Source organism: Spirillospora sp. NPDC046719, from assembly GCF_040645715.1.
Classification (GTDB): domain Bacteria; phylum Actinomycetota; class Actinomycetes; order Streptosporangiales; family Streptosporangiaceae; genus Spirillospora.
The window spans coordinates 1-18095 of record NZ_JBEYYT010000086.1; the positions used below are offsets into that span (position 1 = coordinate 1).

Below are 18095 nucleotides of genomic sequence, written 5' to 3' on the forward strand. Positions count from 1 at the left end.
GGAGCGCCCGGCGGCTCGCCCGGGAGCGGCTCCGGTCAGATCGTGTACGGCAGCCGCTTGATCCCGTTGATGAAGTTGGACTCCAGCCGGTCGGGCTCGCCGACCCTGATCGCGGGGACCTTGGCGAGCAACTCGCGGAACATCACGGTGATCTCCCGCCGCGCCAGGTGGGCGCCCAGGCAGAAGTGCGGGCCGGGCCCGCCGAACCCGACGTGCGGGTTGGGGTCGCGCAGGATGTCGAACCTCTCCGGGTCGGTGAAGACCGACTCGTCCCGGTTCGCCGACCAGTAGTAGAGGACGAGCTTGTCGCCCTCCTTGATCTCGTGGTCGTTCAGCGTGGTGTCGCGGGTCGCGGTGCGGCGCATCCAGATGACCGGCGACACGTACCGGACGATCTCCTCGACGGCGCCCGCGATCCGGCCCTCGAAGTCCTCGGTGAGCAGGGCGCGCTGGTCGGGGTTGCGGGTGAGCAGGTCCAGCCCGTGCGCGATCGCGTTGCGGGTCGTCTCGTTCCCGGCGACGACGAGCAGGATGAAGAACGAGCCCAGCTCCTGGTCGGTCAGCGACTCGCCGTCGATGTTGGCGTTGACCAGCGCGGACGTGAGGTCGTCGGTGGGGTCCTCGCGGCGCTGCCGGCCGAGCTCCTCGACCAGGCCGCGCAGCGTCTCGCCCGCGTTCAGCAGCGCGAGCGCGAGCTGCTCGGGGTCGCCGGCGGGGACGAACTCGGCGTCGTTCCCGGCGAGGATGACGTTGGTCGCGTCGAGGACGGTCCGGTACTCGTCCTCCGCGATGCCCATCATGTCGCAGATGATCTTCAGGGGCAGCCGGGCGGCCACGTCCGCGACGAAGTCGCCGCTGCCGCCGCCCGCGGCCACGTTCCCGACGATCTCGGCGGCGACCGCCTCGACGCGGTCCTCGAACCGCTGGATCATCCGCGGCGAGAACGCCCGGGACACGATCCGGCGGATCTTGGCGTGCCGGGGGTCGTCCATGCTGATCATCGAGCCGAAGTACTCGTGCATGTCGCCCGGCATGTCCGGGATGCTGATCGCGCCGCGGCCCGAGCAGAAGTCCTGCGGGCGGCGGGACGCCTCGACGACGTCGGCGTGCCGGGTGAGGGCGTAGTACCCCGGCCCCTGCGGCGCGATGATGATGTCGGGCTCCTCGAACCTGACGAGTTCGGGATGCCACCGCAGCGCCTTGAACGCCTCGTGCCGCTGGTCGTGCGGGCGGCGCCAGAACTCCCAGTCCGTCAGGTTGATGTCCTCGACCTTGAGCACGTGCTATCACCTCGTCCGAACGTGATTCGGTTTACATGCACTGTCTCAAAGTAAAGTGCGCGACCGACACCGGACGGCGCGGTGACCCGCGTCACACCGCAATCCGAGCCTAGACCGTCCCGGACGGCTCCGGGGCGGTTCCGCACGTTCGCCGTGGATCGTTCCGCCTCCGGGCGCCCCCTCCCCGCCCCCGGCACGGGAAGGGGGCGCCCGGACGGGTCACAGGCGTGCCCACGCCTCCGTCAGCACCGAGCGCAGGATCTGCTCGATCTCGTCGAAGTGCGTCTGGTCGCAGGTCAGCGGCGGCGCCAGCTGGACGACCGGGTCGCCGCGGTCGTCCGCGCGGCAGTACAGGCCCGCCTCGTACAGCGCCTTGTCGAGGAAGCCGCGCAGCAGCCGCTCCGACTCCTCCTCGTCGAAGGTCTCCCGCGTGTCCCGGTCCTTCACCAGCTCGATGCCGTAGAAGTAGCCGTCGCCGCGGACGTCACCGACGATCGGCAGGTCCCGCAGCCGCTCCAGCGTCGCCCGGAACGCGTCGCGGTTGCGCATGACGTGGCCGAGCAGGTCCTCGCGCTCGAACAGGTCGAGGTTCGCCAGCGCCACCGCCGCCGACACCGGGTGCCCGCCGAAGGTGTAGCCGTGCGCGAACATCGTCGTGCCGTGCCGGAACGGCTCGAACAGCCGGTCGGCGACGAGCATCCCGCCGAGCGGCGCGTACCCGGACGTCACGCCCTTGGCGAAGGTGATGATGTCGGGCGTGTAGCCGAACCGCTGCGCGCCGAACATCGTGCCGAGCCGGCCGAACGCGCAGATCACCTCGTCGGACACCAGCAGCACGTCGTGCCGGTCGCAGATCTCGCGGACGCGCTCGAAGTAGCCGGGCGGCGGCGGGAAGCAGCCGCCCGCGTTCTGCACCGGCTCCAGGAACACCGCCGCGACCGTCTCGGCGCCCTCGAACTCGATGGCCTCCTCGATCCGGTCCGCGGCCCAGCGGCCGAACGCCTCCGGGTCGCCGCCGTGCTCGGGCGCCCGGTAGATGTTGGTGTTCGGCACCCGGAACGCGCTCGGCACCAGCGGCTCGAACGGCGCCTTCAGGCCGGGGAGCCCGGTCAGCGACAGCGCGCCGTGCGGGGTGCCGTGGTAGGCGACCGCGCGGCTGATCACCTTGTGCTTGGCGGGCTTGCCGGTCAGCTTGAAGTACTGCTTGGCGAGCTTCCAGGCGCTCTCCACGGCGTCGCCGCCGCCGGTCGTGAAGAACACACGGTCCAGGCCGTCCGGCGCGAGCCCGGCCAGCCGCTCGGCCAGCTCGGCGGCCTTGGGGTGCGCGTACGACCAGATCGGGAAGTAGGCCAGCTCGGCGGCCTGCTTGGCGGCGGCCTGCGCGAGCTCCTCGCGCCCGTGCCCCGCCTGGACGGTGAACAGGCCGGACAGCCCGTCGAGGTAGCGCCGGCCCGTCGCGTCGTAGACGTACGGGCCCTCCCCCCGGACGATCATGGGGATCTCGCCGCCGTCCTGGGACGCCGAGTGCCGGGCGAAGTGCATCCACAGGTGGTCGCGGGCCGCCCTCTGCATCGGTTCGTTCTGCTGGCTGGTCACGTCCGGCTCCGTCATCACGCTTCCCTTGCTACGACCCGAGGACGCACGCAGATGCGAGCGATCCAGTTGTCATGATGCTAAGCGACGACGAAATTCGATGTAAACACGTATTCAGACCAATGTATCCGTAGCGATGTGCTCACCTGGCCGCGCCCCCCGGCCGCACCGCCGAACGGCGGCCGGAGTAGCGTCGCCCCGGGATCAAGGAGGCGAACACCGCATGGGCGACATCACGACCGGTTCGGTCAAGGCGAACAGCCTGGAATTCGGCTACCTCGCGGCGGGGCCCGAGAGCGGCCCGCTCGCGCTGTGCCTGCACGGCTTCCCGGACTCGGCGCACACCTGGCGGCACCTGCTCCCCGAGCTCGCCGCCGCCGGCTACCGCGCGGTCGCGCCCTTCATGCGCGGGTACGCGCCCACGTCCGTCCCCGAGGACGGCGCCTACCAGGGCGGCGCCCTCGCCGCCGACGCCAACGCGCTGCACGAGGCGTTCGGCGGCGGCTCCGACGCCGTCGTCATCGGGCACGACTGGGGCGCCTTCGCCACCTACGGCGCCGCCGCCGCGGCCCCCGACCGCTGGCGCAAGGCCGTCGCCATGTCCGTCCCGCCCATCGCGGTCATGGCGACGGCCTTCTTCGACTACGAGCAGCTCAAGCGCTCGTTCTACATCTTCGTGTTCCAGACGCCCCTGGCGGAGGCCGCCGTGAACCGCGCCTTCATCGAGGGCCTATGGCGCGACTGGTCCCCCAAGGACACCGGCTACGCCGCCGAGGACGTCGACCACGTCATGGAGTGCCTCGCCACGCCGGACAACCTGTCGGCCGCGCTCGGCTACTACCGCGCCATGCTCGACACGTCGCGCCACATCGAACGCTATGCGGCCGAGCAGAAGGCGGCCACCTCGATCGGCGTACGGCCCGTCCTGTACCTGCACGGCGCCGAAGACGGCTGCCTGGGCGCCGACATCGTCGCCCCCGGGGACGATCTCAGCGGCGTCCTGGCGGGGCTCCCCGCCGGGTCGCGCGCGGAACTCGTCCCCGGCGGCGGCCACTTCCTCCAACTGGACCGCCCCGACGACGTCAACCGCCGCATCCTCGACTGGCTGTCCGCCTGACCATCGGCACCGGCCAGAGAGCCATGCGAACGGCTCCTCGGCCGGCGCCCGGCCGGCGGTTCAGCGGCCGACCAGGTCGCGGAGGGCCTTGGCGATCTCGGCGGGCGCCTGCTCGGCCATGAAGTGGCCGTGGTCCACCGTCCCGTGCACCAGGTCGGGCGCCCACCGCGACCACAGCGCCCGCGCGTCGTAGCCGAGCGCGGCGCCCCAGTCCTGCTGCAGGACGGTGACCGGCATCCGCAGCCGGTTGCCGGCGTCGCGGTCGGCCTGGTCGTGGGTCACGTCGATGCCGGCGGACGCGCGGTAGTCCGCGACGATCGACGGGACGGCGGCGCGGCAGGCGTCCAGGTAGGCGGCGCGGACGTCGGCGGGGATCGCCTCCGGGTCCGTGCCCCAGGCGTCGAGGAAGTGGCCGAAGAACGCGTCGGCGGTCGCGGCGATCATCTGCTCGGGCAGGCCGGGCGGCTGCGCCATCAGGTAGAGGTGGAAGCCGACGGCGGCGCTCACCCCGTGCATCGCGTCCCACATCTCCAGGGTGGGCAGCACGTCCAGGCAGGCCAGGTGCGTGATCGTGTCCGGGTGGTCCAGGCCGGCGCGGAAGGCGACCAGGGCGCCGCGGTCGTGCCCGGCCAGCGCGAAGCGCTCGTGCCCGAGCGCGCGGGCGAGGGCGACGACGTCGGCCGCCATGGTGCGCTTGGAGTAGGTGTCCGGGCCGTCCTCCTCCGGCTTGTCGCTCGCCCCGTATCCGCGCAGGTCCGGGCAGATCACGGTGTGGTCCGCGGCGAGGTCGGCGGCGACGTGCCGCCACATCAGGTGCGTCTGCGGGAACCCGTGCAGCAGCACGATCGGGCTGCCCGAGCCGCCGACCGCCGCGTTCAGGGACACGCCGTCGGCGACGGGCACGCGCCGGTAGTCGAAACCGCTGATGGTCGTGGTCATGAGGTCGTCCTCATCTCTCTCGAAATCTCTCTCGAACCGTTGTCCACAGGTTGCCGGGCGCGAATGAGCATCCGGTCAGCGCGCTAGCGTGAGCTTCGAGGGAGTTCCTGGGGAGGGGCGGGCCGGTGGGGGTCGTGTTCGGGGTGCTGGGGCCGGTGACGGCCTGGGACGCCGCGGGCGACCCGATCGCGCTGAAGGGGCCGCGGCACCGGGCGGTCCTGGCGCGGCTGATCGTCGCCCGGCGGCGCGTCGTCCCGGTCGGGCTGCTCGTCGACGATCTGTGGGACGTCCCGCCGCAGGGCGCGGTCGGCGCCGTCCGGACGTTCGTGGCCGCGCTGCGCCGGGCGCTGGAGCCCGGCCGTCCGCCCCGCACGCCGTCCCGGCTGCTGGTCACCGAGGGCCCCGGGTACGCGCTGCGCGCCGGGCCCGGCCAGGTGGACGCCTGGTGGTTCGAGCAGGCCGTGTCCGACGCCGCCGGCCTGCCGCCCGACCGCGCGCAGCACCTGCTGGACGAGGCGCTCGGCCGGTGGCGGGGCCCCGCCTACGCCGACTTCGCCGAGGAGCCCTGGGCCCGCGCGGAGCGTTCCCGGCTGGCCGAGCTGCGGCTGCACGCGGTGGAGCGGCGGGCGCAGGCGCGGCTGGACGCCGGGCTGGCCGCCGAGACGGTCCCGGACCTCGACGCGCACGTCAGCGAGCATCCGTGGCGCGAATCGGGCTGGCGGCTGCTGGCGCTCGCCCTGTACCGGACGGGCCGGCAGGCCGACGCGCTGGCGGTGCTGCGCCGGGCCCGCGACATCCTGGCCGGGCAGCTCGGCCTCGACCCCGGCCCGGAGCTGCGGCGGATGGAGGCGGACGTGCTCGCCCAGGCCCCGGAGCTGGACCGTCCCGCCGAGCCGGAGTCGGCGGCGGCGCGGCTGTGGACGCGCGCGGCGGCCGACTACGACCGGACGGTCGCGGCCGGGGCCCGCGCGCGGCTGGAGTCGACGGTCGGCCTGCTGCGCGACCTGGCGCTGAGCGGGGGCGGCGGGCTGGAGGCCACCCGCGAGCACCGGCCGGCGGCCGTCGCCGCGGCGGAGGAGTTCGGCGACCCGGAGCTGACCGCCCGGGTGATCGGCGCCTACGACGTCCCGGCGATCTGGACGCGCAGCGACGACCCGGAGGGCGCGCGGCGGATCGTCGAGGCGGCCGAACGCGTCCTGCCCCGTCTCCCGGCGGGTCCGGCGCACGACGCGACGCGGGCGCGGCTGCTCGCCACGATCGCGCTGGAGATGCGCGGCACCCGGTCGCCGCGGGGCCCGGAGGCCGCCGCCGAGGCCGAGGCGATGGCCCGCGACCTGGACGATCCGGCGGTGCTGGCGTTCGCGCTGAACGGCGCGTTCATGCAGTCGTGCACGCGGGCCGGGCTCGCCGCCCGCCGCGACGCCATCGGCGCCGAGCTGGTCGGGCTGTCGGCCCGGCACGGGATGGCGACCTTCGAGGTCCTCGGCCACCTCGTCCGGCTCCAGGCGCGCTCCGCGCTCGGCGACTTCGCGGGGGCCGACGGCCACGCGGCCGCCGCCGACAAGCTGGCCGAGCGCCACGAGCGCCCGCTCGTCGGCGTGTTCACGCGGTGGTACGAGGCCCTGCGCCTGGCCGCGTCCGGACGGGCTCCGGTCACGGAGATGGAGGCGGCCTACCGGGCGGCGGCGGAGACCCTCGACGGAGCCGGAATGCCCGGCCTGTCCGACGGGCTGCTCCCGTTCGCGCTGCTCAGCGCCCGCCTGCTCGATCCCCGCCCGCTCGATCCCCGCGACCCGGCCCACGGCGACCCGTTCGAGGTCGACCTGGCCGACGACTGGGGCCCGTACCGTCCATGGGCCGAGCCGCTCGCCCTGCTGGACGCCGGGCGGGACGACGAGGCCGGAGCGGCACTGCACGCCCTGCCGGAGCCGCCCGCCGACCTGATGTACGAGGCGACGTGCTGCCTGGAGGCCGCGGCCGCCCTGCGGCTCGGCGACCCGCCCGCCCTGCGGCGCGGCCACGACCGCCTCCGGCCCGCCGCCGGGGAGCTCGCGGGCGCCGGCAGCGGGCTGATCACCCTCGGCCCCGTCGACACCTGGCTCGCCCGGCTGGAAGCCGCCATCGGCACCTGAAGCCGGCGGCTACGGCCGGAGACGGCATCGGCGGCCGAAGACGGCGACGGACCGGCCGGATGACCCGGCCGGTCCGCCACCGCCGATTCGCGGGAGCCCTAAACGCCGTCACACGCCCCAGTCGGGACGCAGCGGCATGTGGCTGTTGCCGTCCTCGTCGAGCTTCACACCGAGGGTCTGGTGCAGCTGGATCCAGTTCTGGTTGAAGCCGAGCACGCAGCCCGCCATGTAGACGCGCCACACGCGGGCGGTGCCCTCGCCGACCTCGGCGACGGCCTCGTCCCAGTGCTCGTCCAGGTTCCGGCACCAGCCCGTGAGCGTCCGCGCGTAGTGCTCGCGCAGGTTCTCCTGGTGCCGGATCTCGAAGCCCGCGTCGTTCATCTGCTGCTGGACGTAGCCCGGGCCCTCCAGCTCGCCGTCCGGGAACACGTACCGGTTGATGAACCCGTTCTCCTTGCGCGGGGGCGCCAGGTTGTCCGGGCGGGTGATGGTGTGGTTCAGCATCCGCCCGCCGCGCTTCAGCTTCCCGTACAGGAACGAGAAGTACGACGGCAGGTTCTTCTTGCCGATGTGCTCGGTCAGCCCGATGGAGCTGATCGCGTCGAAGCCCGTCTCCGTCACGTCCCGGTAGTCCATGTGCCGGACCTCCGCCAGGTCCGACAGGCCCCGGTCCGCGATGGCCTTTTGCGCCCACTCGGCCTGCTGCTTCGACAGCGTCACGCCGAGCGCCTTCACGCCGTACTCCTTGGCGGCGTGCATCACCATGCCGCCCCAGCCGCAGCCCACGTCCAGCAGCCGCATCCCCGGCTTCAGGCCGATCTTCTTGGCCACCAGGTCGTGCTTGTGGAACTGCGCCTCCTCGAGCGTCGAGTGCTCCTCGGGGAAGCAGGCGCAGGTGTAGGCCATGGACGGCCCGAGCACCCACTCGTAGAACGTGTTGGACACGTCGTAGTGGTGCGAGATCGCCTTCGCGTCGCGCCGCTTGGAGTGCCGCAGCCACGAGGGGATGCGGCTGAAGGGCGCCTCCTGCGGCGGCGGGTCCAGCCGCCGTGACATCGCCGCGCGCAGCAGCGGGTCCCCCAGCACCCCGCCCACGATCCGCAGCTTGTCGCGCGGTGTCACGTCGCTGAGCACCTGCTGCATCGTCGTCAGCGCCTCGATCATGTCGCCGCTGACGTCGATCATGCCGGTGACGTACGCGCGGGCCAGCCCCAGCGCCCCCGGCGAGTGCACCAGATAGGACACCGCGTAGGGCGAGCGCACGTCGAACCGGATGGGCGCGCCGGGCACGCCCGACCGCGAACCGTCGTACGCCGTGAACTCCACTGGCGCCTCAGCCCCGGCGAGCTGCTCGAAGACCCTGGCCAGCGTCATCTTGATCCTCCTGTCTCTTCGCCCCGGACGGGACGACGGTGGTCGACCGCCGGCCCTTCCGGGGCCCACCCCCGAAACCGCGGACGCCGGTCAGCGTCCGCGCACGCACTTGTCGTAGAGGTCCAGCAGCCGCTCGCCGGGGTCGTACTCCCCCTTGAGCCGCCGGTAGGTCTCCCCGTCGTAGTACCGCCAGAACTCGTCCCTGCTGTAAAAAGCGGTCGAGTACAGGGACTTGTGGCCGTCAAGCTTGGCGACCGCGCGCTCGATCAGCCGGTTGTGGTACTCGGGGATCTGGCCCGGAGGCAACCGGACCGTCCCCCAGAAGCCGACGTTCACGTACGGGCGGCCGACCTCCAGCGGGTACAGCGGCCACTGCTCCTTCGCGCGCAGCGGGCACAGCCAGATCGGGCTCATCCCGATCTTGTCGTGGAAGAACTCCAGGAACTCCGGCAGCCGCTCGACGGGCACCTCGATGTCCTGGATGACGTCCTCGCGCGGGCGCAGCCCACGCCACCGCTCCACGCGCGCGAGGAGCTGGTAGCGCCGGTCGTAGGCGACCATCTTGCGGTACACGTCGGACCGCTTGTACTTGTCGGGCCACAGCCGCCGGACGGTCGGGTTCTGCACGCCGAACGCGCCCGAGCACCAGAACCAGTCGGTGTCCCAGCGCCAGATGTAGTCGCGCACCGTCAGGAAGTCGACCGAGCGCTCCTGGATCGACCGGTAGTAGATCCCCTGGCCGGTGTAGTCGGAGGTGTAGGGCGCGTCGTCGGCGAAGAAGCCGAGCGTGATGTACTGCTCGTCCGGGCCGAAGACCGTGCCGTCGACGAAGTCGACGGTCTCGCCCTCGTACACCCCGGACTCGGTGATCTCGCCCATCGCCTTCGCGAGCTCCGCCGCGTCCCCGAACCGCAGGTGCCGCAGCCGGACGTACGGCCGCACCGGCCGCAGCTCGATCTTCAGCCGCAGCGAGTAGCCGAGCGTCCCGTAGGAGTTCGGGAAGCCGTAGAACAGGTCGGCGTGCTCGTTGTCGCGCGTCGCGGTGATGATCCGGCCGTCGCCGGTCAGCACCTCCATCTCGAGGACGCCCTCGTGCGGGAGGCCGTCCCGGAACGACGTCGACTCGATGCCGAGCCCCGTCACCGCCCCGCCCAGCGTGATCGTCTTCAGCTGCGGGACGACCGTCGGCATCAGCCCGTGCGGAAGGGTCGCGTCGACCAGGTCCTCGTAGGTGGTCATCCCCTGGACCTGCGCGGTCCGCTCGTCCGCGTCGACGCTGAGCACCCGGTCGAAGCCGGACACGTCCAGCCCCGGGGCCGCCGAGGGGTCGCGCCACCGGAACAGGTTCGAGGTCTTCTTCGCCAGCCGCACCGGCGTGCCGGCCGGGATCGCCTCGTACGATCGCCTGAGCGCCTCCACCGCCCGCTGGTGATCGCCCTTGAGCGCAAGCTCCGTCATCTACCCCTCCCTTGCATAGTTAATCCATGATCCCATGTACCGTCCACATAACCCGGACGTTAGGGTCATCACAGGTGAGGAGGGGAATAAAGCCACGGCGATGATCATGTGCGGTCCGGTTCCTCGGGGCAGGCCGCCGGCGGGGCGGCCAACGTTGACCTTTCCCCGCCCCTGCGCGCCGACAAACCCGCCCGGGCCGTCCGCGGGCCGCTACTTCACCAGCCGCAGAATCCACGGGTAGCGGAAGCCGTGCCCGGCGAGCGCGAACACCGCCGCGATCGCCGAGAGGATCCACGTCACCGCGTACAGCGCTCCGCCGACGCCGAACGTCACGATCGTGATCAGCAGCAGCGTCACCTGGAGGTTCAGCGCCTCCATCGCCTGCCGCCGGATGTACTCCGAGCGCTTGCCGCTCACCAGCATCAGCACCAGCGGGCCCACGAAGAGCGTCGGCACCGCGACCGCGTGCGCCACCGCGGCCAGCATCCGGTCCTCCCCCGTCGGCTCCGCGAGTTCCAGACCGCTTCCCGCGCGCCCCCGCACCGGCTCCAGATCCCGGGTCACCGCCGCGAGGTCGTCGCGCGTCTTCGCCGTCATCGCCAGATGCGCGCGCATGTCGAACTCGTCGTGGTCGAGCCTGCCCTCGGCGTACGCGTCCTGGAGGCGCCGGACGACCGCGTCCCGTTCGGCGTCGGAGACCCGCAACCGCCCCACCGCGTCACTGCTGTCCATGCCTCCATGCTCGGCGGCGCGCCCGCCGCGGGCCATCAGGGAAGACCCTGACGATCCCCTGAGTCGAGCCGGAGGTACTCCTTCCCTGGGGTGAGCGTGCCGCCGAACAGGTCCGGCACCGTCACGAACGAGTACCCCTGCGCCGCCAGCCTCTCGATGATCGCCGGGATGGCCGCGACGGTCGTCGGATGGATGTCGTGCATCAGCACGATGTAGCCGGGCTTGACCGCCTTCAGCACGCGCTGCTCGACGTACTTCGTGTCCCGGTGCTCCCAGTCGAGCGGGTCGACCGTCCAGAGCACCTGCGCCATCCCCATCCGCGTGGCGATGCCGGTCAGCCGCTTCGACAGCGACCCGTACGGCGGCCGCAGCATGGTCGGCGTGACCCCGGACGCCCGCCGGATCGCCTCCTGGGTCCGGGTCAGCTCCGACATGATCTTCTTCGTGGACGCCCGGCCGAGGTCGGCGTGCGTGTAGCTGTGGTCGGCGACCTGGTGACCGGCCTCGTGCTCGCGCCGCACCAGCTCGGGGAACTTCGCGGCCTGCGCCCCGACGATGAAGAACGTCGCCCGCACATGGTGCGCGGCGAGGATGTCCAGCAGCCGGCCCGTGCTCTCGGCGGGCCCGTCGTCGAAGGTCAGCGCCACGCACTTGGCCCGCGTGCAGTCCACCCGCGCCGGTGCGGCGGGCGGCGCGGGACCGCGCGGCGCGCTCTTGCGGCCGGCGTGCCCGGTCCCCGCGGCCGGCGCGGACGCCGAAGCGAGCCCCACCCGCCGCGGCCCCGGGCCCAGGGTGCTCAGCGCCCCGCACACGGTGGCCGCGAGCACGGCGGCGGCCGCCCGCCGGACCACGATCGGCCCGTCCATCAACACCCCCCCGCTGTTGATCTCCCAGGCCCGGCCAGTCTAGGGTGCTGTGCCCGGCTCGCCGGGGACGCCGCCGCTGTGTCGGGAACCCGGCCGCGCCGCGTGTTCGTTGTCCGCAGACACCCCACAGGTCCCGTTCCCCCTCCGGGGCCGCCCGACGACAGGACAGGCGATGAGGTTCCGGGACCGTTTCGGCATCCGCCGGCACCGCGGCCAGACGGTGGCCAAGCTCGACCGCGAGGCCACGGCCGCCGACATCGAGGCGCTGATCTCCTTCGCCCGCGACCGCCGGGGCGTCGAGTTCTACGTCGAGCCGGAGACCTTCGCCACCGACACCACCGCGGTCGCGGTCGCCCACGACGGCGAGTGGACCCGCCGCCGCGTCGGCTCCCCCAAGGTCATCGGCAAGGTCGCCCGCGACCTCGGCGTCCCCGCCTACGACGTCCAGATCGTCGGCTACCCGCCGCGGATGCGCGCCTGGAACGAGCGCAACCGCGACCGCCGCATCGACCCCGGCACCCCCGGCCAAGCCGTCCGCCCCTGACCCGCCCGCCCAGTCATCCGGCTCGAGAAGCCCAAGTCCCGAGCCATCCGGCCCTGGAACGCCCGACCCCAGCTCTCGGGCCAAGCGGTCCGGCCTAAGACGCCCGGTGCCGAGACGGCCAGAGTCGAGACCGCCGGAGTCGGGGTGTCAGGTGGGGGGCCAGTGGCGGAGGAGGGCGTCGACCGCGTCCAGGGTCCGGTGCCAGGACGCGTCGACATCGCGCGCCGCGCGCGAGTGGTCGAACCCGCCCGCCTCCTCCAGGCTCACGTAGCCGTGGAACACGCTGCCCAGCAGCCGCACGGCGTCCGTCTGGTCGGGCTCCGCAAGGTCGTAGCCGCGCAGGATGGCCCGCATCATCTCCGAGTGCCGGCCCGCGGCGCTGGCGGCCGCCGTCTCGGGGTCGAGCCGGAGCCGCGCCGCGGTGTAGCGCCCCGGATGCTCCTTCGCGTACGCCCGGTAGGCGCCCGCGAACGCCACCAGCGCGTCCTTGCCCGCGCGGCCCGCGAGCGCGTCGGCGGCCCTGTCGGCGAGCTCGGCGAGCGCCAGCACCGCCACCCGGGTCCTGAGGTCCTGCACGTTCTTGACGTGCGAGTACAGGCTCGCGTCCTTGACGCCGAACCTGCGCGCGAGCGCGGACACCGTCACGTTCTCGAAGCCGACCTCGTCCGCCAGCTCCGCCGCCGCCCGCGTCACGCGCTCGGCGCTCAGCCCCGCCCGCGCCATCGGCCCCCCTCACGTGCCTATGCCTTCAAAGTAACTCCCTAATTCTCCTAGGTAACCCGAGCCGGTGCCGCCTCGCAACACCGCCCGCGCTCCACGCGTCGTGAGGTAACGAGGGGTCAGCCGGCCTCTTGGCTCGGTTCGTCGTGGTAGGCGGCCGCCAGTTGGCCGGGCGTCATGCCGATGCGGGCCTGGGAGGGAGGGATGCCGGCGTCGATCAGGCTGCGGAGCAGGACGGCCATGGAGTACGAGGGGTCGGCCTCCAGAGCGCGTTCCAGGGCGACGTTCGCCAGGCCGCCGTCGCCCGCGGTGTAGGCGGCGAACGCCAGGAGCGACGCGGGGGCCGGGACGTAGGGCGGTTCGACGCGGCGGAGGACGTCCCGCCAGAAGGCGATGTCGGCGGCGGGCGCGTCCTCGTCGATGCGGATCCACGCCTCGTCGCGGACGCGCAGGTCAGTGAGGAGGAAGCCGAGCCGGGCGACGTCGTCGTCGGTGGGCCGGGTGCCGCCGCGGGCCCGGGCGAGGACGCGGGGGACGTGGTCGAGTCCCTCCTCGGTGGTCCGCGACCGGAACCGGGGCCCCGGTTCCCGGGCCCAGCGCAGGAAGCGTCTCTCGGCCCGTTCGGTGGCGCGGCGCATGGACTCGCGGGCGAGGCCCTCGACGGGCTGGACGGACCGGACGAGCTCGTCGCGGTCGGCGAGCGCGACGTGCCCGGCGAGGGTGGCCTGCGCGGCGATGAGGCTGGTGGAGATGTCGTAGGGCGTGCCTTCGGCGGGGCAGCAGGCGTCGGTGCAGGTGAGGGACCACCAGCGGCCGTCGCAGACCCGGACGGACTCCAGGACGTCCAGGCCGGCGGCGGTGAGGGCGGCGGCCGTGGAGCTGGCGGAGCCCTCGACCTCGTCCGCCGGCCCGTAGCCGAGCAGCAGCGCCTTGCGGAACCCGTTGCCGGAGAGCAGCCCGGCGACGCGTTCACCGGCCCCTGCGGGAACCGGTAAGTCGAGCCGGACCGCGCAGGTCCCGTGCGGGCCGTCGTAGCCGATGACGACGAGGCTGCGGGACGGGTGGAACCCCAGCAGGTAGGGAACGGCGGAGATGGCGTCCTGAGCGGAGCGGATGACCAGTGCTGTCATGCCCTCGACACTGGCAGCCGCGCCCGGAGGGGCGAAAGCGCCGCCGAGAATGTGGATAACCTCAGGCGTCGAGGATCTGCTGCGGCCGGCTGACGACGGGGGGCTCGGTCGACCAGGGAAAGTTGATCCAGCGGTCGGTGTGCCGCCAGACGTACTCGCACTTGACGGTCGAGTGCGGCTTCTCGTAGACGACGGCGCAGCGGACGTCGGCGACGTGGTCGGCGCAGAAGTCCCGGACGAGCTTGAGCGTCGCGCCGGTGTCGGCGACGTCGTCGGCGACCAGCACCTTGGCGCCGGACAGGTCGACGGCGTTCGGCACGGGCGGGAGCATCACCGGCAGGTCGAGGCGCTGGTCGACGCCGGTGTAGAACTCGACGTTCATGACGTGCAGGTTCTTGACGTCCAGCGCGTAGCCGAGGGAGCCGGCGACGAACAGCCCGCCGCGGGCGATGGACAGGATCAGGTCGGGCCGGTAACCGCTGGCGGCGATCTCCTGGGCCAGCTCACGTCCGGCGGTGCCGAACAACTCCCAGGTCAGGACTTCTCTTTCAGCAGACACGGCCCCTATCTTGGCCGACCCGCCGCAAAGGGCGTTAACCGGACCGGCCACAGGTCGATGATGATCCGGCACAGCCCCGCGCAGGCCCGGCGCACGCCCGGCGCAGGCCCGGCACCGCCCCGCAGATGTCCGGTACAGACCGGCACAGACCCGGCACGGCCCCGGGCCGGCCGGTGCGGGCCGGCCATGGGGATGACCGGCCGGTCGCGCGGTGCTCGTCTCCGCGTCCGGACGCGGGTGTCCGCCGCGGGCTGTAGCGTTGGGCGACGTGCCCGCCCCTGATCTGCTGACCGACAGCGACACCCAGATTCCGGACATGCCGACCCTGCTGTCCGCCGCCGTCGAGGCCATCGGGGGCGCCGAGCGCCCCGGTCAGGTGGAGATGGCCGGCGCGGTGGAGAAGGCCATCGCGTCGGGCGAGCACGTCGCGGCGCAGGCGGGCACCGGGACGGGCAAGTCGCTGGCCTACCTCGTCCCGGCGATCCGGTACGCGGTCGAGAAGCAGACCACCGTGGTGGTGTCGACCGCCACGATCGCGCTGCAGCGCCAGCTCGTCGACCGCGACCTGCCGCGGCTGGCCGAGGCGCTGAACCCGCTGCTCGGCCGGGAGCTGAAGTTCGCGATCCTCAAGGGCCGGCGCAACTACCTGTGCCTGCACCGGGTGCAGACGGGCGCGCCGGACGAGGACGAGGGCGGCGGCGTGGGGCTGTTCGACCCGCAGCAGCTGTCCACGCTGGGACGCCAGGTCAAGCGGCTGAACGAGTGGGCCGAGGAGACCACGACCGGCGACCGGGACGAGCTGGTCCCCGGGGTGAGCGAGCAGGCGTGGCGGCAGGTGGCGGTCACCGCGAAGGAGTGCCTGGGCGCGCAGCGCTGCCCGCAGGGGACGGAGTGCTTCGCCGAGCTGGCCCGCGCCGAGGCGGGCGAGGCGCACATCGTGGTCACCAACCACGCGCTGCTGGCGATCGACGCGCTGGAGGAGTTCCAGGTCCTGCCGGAGCACGACGTGGTGATCGTCGACGAGGCGCACGAGCTGGTCGACCGGGTGACGTCCGTCGCGACGGGCGACCTGAGCGCGGCCGGCGTGGAGATGGCGGCGCGGCGCTGCGGGCGGCTGGTCGAGGAGGGCGTCGCCGACCGGCTCAAGGAGTCCGCGGAGGGGCTCGCCGTCCTGCTGGAGGATCTGCCCGCGGGGCGCATGGACGTGCTGCCCTCCGCGTTGGGCACGACGCTCGCGGCCACGCGGGACGCCCTGCACGCCTGCGTCACGGCGATCGGGCCGGAGAAGAAGGACGCCGACCCCGGTGACATGGCCGCCCGCAAGGCGGCGCGGTCGTCCCTGGAGGAGCTGCACGACACCGCGGTGAGGATGCTGGAGTCGTTCCAGCCCGAGATGTCGCAGCGGTTCGACGTGGTGTGGCTGGAGAAGCCGTTCGTCCAGGACGGGCGCCCGAAGCGTCCGCCGGCGCTGCACGTCGCGCCGATCGGGGTCGGGGGCCTGCTCCGGACGACGCTGTTCGAGCAGCGCACGGCCGTACTGACGTCGGCGACGCTCACGCTGGGCGGGTCGTTCGAGCCGCTGGCGCGGCAGTGGGGGCTGCCGCCGCTCGGCGAGAACGCGCCGAAGGACGCGAAGACGGCCGCCGAGGGCCTCGCGCGGACCGCCACCGACGGCAAGGACGCGGACAAGGACGGCAAGGAGATCGTCTGGTCGGGCCTGGACGTCGGCTCGCCGTTCGACCATCCGAAGTCCGGCATCCTGTACGTGGCGCGGCACCTGCCGCAGCCCGGTCGGGACGGCCTCGCCGACGCGTACCTGACGGAGATCACCGAGCTGATCGAGGCGGCGGGCGGCCGGACGCTCGGCCTGTTCTCCTCGATGCGGGCCGCCCGGCAGGCCGCCGACGAGCTGAAGGACCACCTGTCGCACCCGTTGCTGTGCCAGGGCGAGGACTCCACGTCCCTGCTGGTCAAGCAGTTCGCGGAGGACGAGCGGACGTGCCTGTTCGGGACGCTGTCGCTGTGGCAGGGCGTGGACGTCCCCGGCCCGTCCCTCCAGCTCGTCATCATGGACCGCATCCCGTTCCCGCGCCCGGACGACCCGGTGTCGTCGGCGCGCGCGCGGGCGGTGGCGGCGCGCGGCGGCAACGGCTTCATGGCGGTCTCCGCGACGCACGCGGCGCTGCTGCTGGCGCAGGGCGCGGGACGCCTGCTGCGGTCGATGGACGACCGCGGTGTGGTCGCCGTGCTCGACCCCCGGCTGGCGACGGCGCGCTACGGCGGTTTCCTGAAGAACTCGCTGCCGCCGTTCTGGGCGACGACCGACCCGGACGTGGTGCGCGGCGCGCTGCGGCGCCTGGACGCCGCCGCGTCCGGGTCGTGACGGCCCGTCAGCGGCGGTAGGCGCCGAGGAACTCGCCGATGCGGCCGACGGCCTCTTCGAGGTCGTCGGCGTACTGCAGCGTGACGACGCGGAAGTGGTCGGTGGACGGCCAGTTGAACCCGGTGCCCTGCACGACGAGGATCTTCTGCTGTTCGAGCAGGTCGAGGGCGAAGCGCATGTCGTCCTCGATCGGGTACATCTCCGGGTCGAGCCGCGGGAACACGTAGAGCGCGCCCTTGGGCCGGACGCAGCTCACGCCGGGCAGGTCGTTGAGCAGCTTCCAGGCGCGGTCGCGCTGCTCGCCGAGCCGGCCGGCGGGCAGGACGAGGTCGTCGATGCTCTGGTAGCCGCCGAGCGCGGCCTGGATCGCGTGCTGGCCGGGGACGTTGGGGCACAGCCGCATGTTGGCGAGGATGTCCAGGCCCTCGATGTAGGACTCGGCGTGCTCCTTCGGCCCGGACAGCACCACCCACCCGGACCGGAACCCGGCGACCCGGTAGTTCTTCGACAGCCCGCCGAAGGTCAGGCACAGCAGGTCGGGCGCGAGCGAGGCGACCGGGACGTGCACGGCGTCGTCGTAGAGGATCCGGTCGTAGATCTCGTCCGCGAAGACGATCAGGTTGCGGCGGCGGGCGAGCTCGACGATCTGGGTCAGCACCTCGCGCGGGTAGACGGCCCCGGTCGGGTTGTTGGGGTTGATCAGCACGATCGCCCGGGTCCGGTCGCCGATCTTCGCCTCGATGTCGGACAGGCTCGGCGCCCAGTCGGCGGCCTCGTCGCACAGGTAGTGGACGGGGGTGCCGCCGCACAGCGACACCGACGCCGTCCACAGTGGGTAGTCGGGCGCCGGGATCAGCACCTCGTCGCCGTCGTTGAGCAGCGCCTGCAGGGTCATCACGATCAGCTCAGACACGCCGTTGCCGAGGTAGACGTCCTCGACGTCCAGGCCGGTCACGCCGTTGTCCTCGAACCGCTGCACGATGGCGCGGCGGGCGGGGAGGATGCCCTTGGAGTCGCTGTAGCCGTGCGCCTCCGGAAGGTTGCGGATCATGTCCTGGAGCAGCTCCGGCGGAGCCTCGAACCCGAAGGGGGCGGGGTTGCCGATGTGCAGCTTGAGGATGTTGTGGCCCTCGGCCTCGAGCTGCTTGGCGCGCTTCAGCACCGGCCCGCGGATGTCGTAACAGACGTTGGTCAGCTTGCCCGACTGGTTGACCTGCATGGACACACAATATCCGCGCCGCGGTGCCGGAATCCGCCCGGGAGCCCGC

Annotated in this window: 15 protein-coding genes; 4 read left to right on the forward strand and 11 right to left on the reverse strand. The window is 72.7% G+C overall.

Translation table 11 applies throughout. From position 1 onward, the window contains the following. Positions 1–35: 35 nt before the first annotated feature. A complete protein-coding gene (locus tag ABZ914_RS17135) occupies positions 36–1280 on the reverse strand; it encodes a cytochrome P450 (protein WP_500193894.1) in 1245 nt (414 codons plus the stop codon). A 219-nt stretch (positions 1281–1499) separates the two neighbouring features. Then, a complete protein-coding gene (locus tag ABZ914_RS17140; RefSeq protein ID WP_500193896.1) occupies positions 1500–2891 on the reverse strand; it encodes an aspartate aminotransferase family protein in 1392 nt (463 codons plus the stop codon). A gap of 205 nt (positions 2892–3096) precedes the next feature. Here ABZ914_RS17140 and ABZ914_RS17145 point away from each other — a divergent pair, with 205 nt between their 5' ends. Further along, a complete protein-coding gene (locus ABZ914_RS17145) occupies positions 3097–3990 on the forward strand; it encodes an alpha/beta fold hydrolase (RefSeq protein WP_500193897.1) in 894 nt (297 codons plus the stop codon). Between the two features lie 60 nt (positions 3991–4050). Here ABZ914_RS17145 and ABZ914_RS17150 read toward each other — a convergent pair whose 3' ends face one another. Further along, positions 4051–4929 (reverse strand): alpha/beta fold hydrolase, encoded by an 879-nt coding sequence (locus tag ABZ914_RS17150; RefSeq protein ID WP_500193899.1) that lies wholly within the window; start codon positions 4927–4929, stop codon positions 4051–4053. A gap of 125 nt (positions 4930–5054) precedes the next feature. Here ABZ914_RS17150 and ABZ914_RS17155 point away from each other — a divergent pair, with 125 nt between their 5' ends. Beyond that, positions 5055–7061 carry an AfsR/SARP family transcriptional regulator gene (locus tag ABZ914_RS17155; RefSeq protein ID WP_500193900.1) on the forward strand — a complete coding sequence of 669 codons (2007 nt, stop codon included), beginning with the start codon at positions 5055–5057 and terminating at the stop codon, positions 7059–7061. 108 nt (positions 7062–7169) lie between these two features. Here ABZ914_RS17155 and ABZ914_RS17160 read toward each other — a convergent pair whose 3' ends face one another. The 4 genes from ABZ914_RS17160 to ABZ914_RS17175 form a co-directional block, all read right to left on the reverse strand. Next, on the reverse strand, positions 7170–8435 hold the full coding sequence (locus tag ABZ914_RS17160) for an SAM-dependent methyltransferase (RefSeq protein ID WP_190858138.1): 1266 nt from the start codon (positions 8433–8435) through the stop codon (positions 7170–7172). Between the two features lie 90 nt (positions 8436–8525). Then, entirely contained in the window at positions 8526–9893 is a 1368-nt protein-coding gene (locus ABZ914_RS17165; RefSeq protein ID WP_500193902.1) for an FAD-binding oxidoreductase, read from the reverse strand. A 210-nt stretch (positions 9894–10103) separates the two neighbouring features. Next, a complete protein-coding gene (locus ABZ914_RS17170; protein ID WP_190858143.1) occupies positions 10104–10625 on the reverse strand; it encodes a DUF1707 and DUF4870 domain-containing protein in 522 nt (173 codons plus the stop codon). Between the two features lie 35 nt (positions 10626–10660). Next, on the reverse strand, positions 10661–11491 hold the full coding sequence (locus ABZ914_RS17175) for a polysaccharide deacetylase family protein (protein WP_500193903.1): 831 nt from the start codon (positions 11489–11491) through the stop codon (positions 10661–10663). 172 nt (positions 11492–11663) lie between these two features. Between ABZ914_RS17175 and ABZ914_RS17180 the strand changes: the two genes are divergently transcribed. Further along, positions 11664–12035: a hypothetical protein gene (locus tag ABZ914_RS17180; protein WP_190858145.1), complete on the forward strand. Its 372-nt coding sequence runs from the start codon at positions 11664–11666 to the stop codon at positions 12033–12035. Between the two features lie 147 nt (positions 12036–12182). Here the strand turns inward: ABZ914_RS17180 and ABZ914_RS17185 are convergent, their stop codons facing one another. From ABZ914_RS17185 to ABZ914_RS17195, 3 genes are all read right to left on the reverse strand, one after another. Then, positions 12183–12758: a TetR/AcrR family transcriptional regulator gene (locus ABZ914_RS17185; protein WP_500193905.1), complete on the reverse strand. Its 576-nt coding sequence runs from the start codon at positions 12756–12758 to the stop codon at positions 12183–12185. A gap of 116 nt (positions 12759–12874) precedes the next feature. Further along, positions 12875–13885 carry a DUF4192 domain-containing protein gene (locus tag ABZ914_RS17190; RefSeq protein WP_500193906.1) on the reverse strand — a complete coding sequence of 337 codons (1011 nt, stop codon included), beginning with the start codon at positions 13883–13885 and terminating at the stop codon, positions 12875–12877. Between the two features lie 61 nt (positions 13886–13946). After that, on the reverse strand, positions 13947–14444 hold the full coding sequence (locus tag ABZ914_RS17195; protein WP_151544774.1) for a phosphoribosyltransferase: 498 nt from the start codon (positions 14442–14444) through the stop codon (positions 13947–13949). Between the two features lie 316 nt (positions 14445–14760). Between ABZ914_RS17195 and ABZ914_RS17200 the strand changes: the two genes are divergently transcribed. Then, the gene (locus tag ABZ914_RS17200; RefSeq protein ID WP_500193917.1) at positions 14761–16827 is read left to right on the forward strand and encodes an ATP-dependent DNA helicase; all 2067 of its coding nucleotides are present in this window, start codon (positions 14761–14763) and stop codon (positions 16825–16827) included. Positions 16828–16834: 7 nt separating this feature from the next. Here the strand turns inward: ABZ914_RS17200 and ABZ914_RS17205 are convergent, their stop codons facing one another. Beyond that, positions 16835–18046, reverse strand: coding sequence for a pyridoxal phosphate-dependent aminotransferase (locus ABZ914_RS17205; protein WP_433150217.1), 1212 nt, complete (start codon positions 18044–18046; stop codon positions 16835–16837). Between the last annotated feature and the right edge of the window lie 49 nt (positions 18047–18095).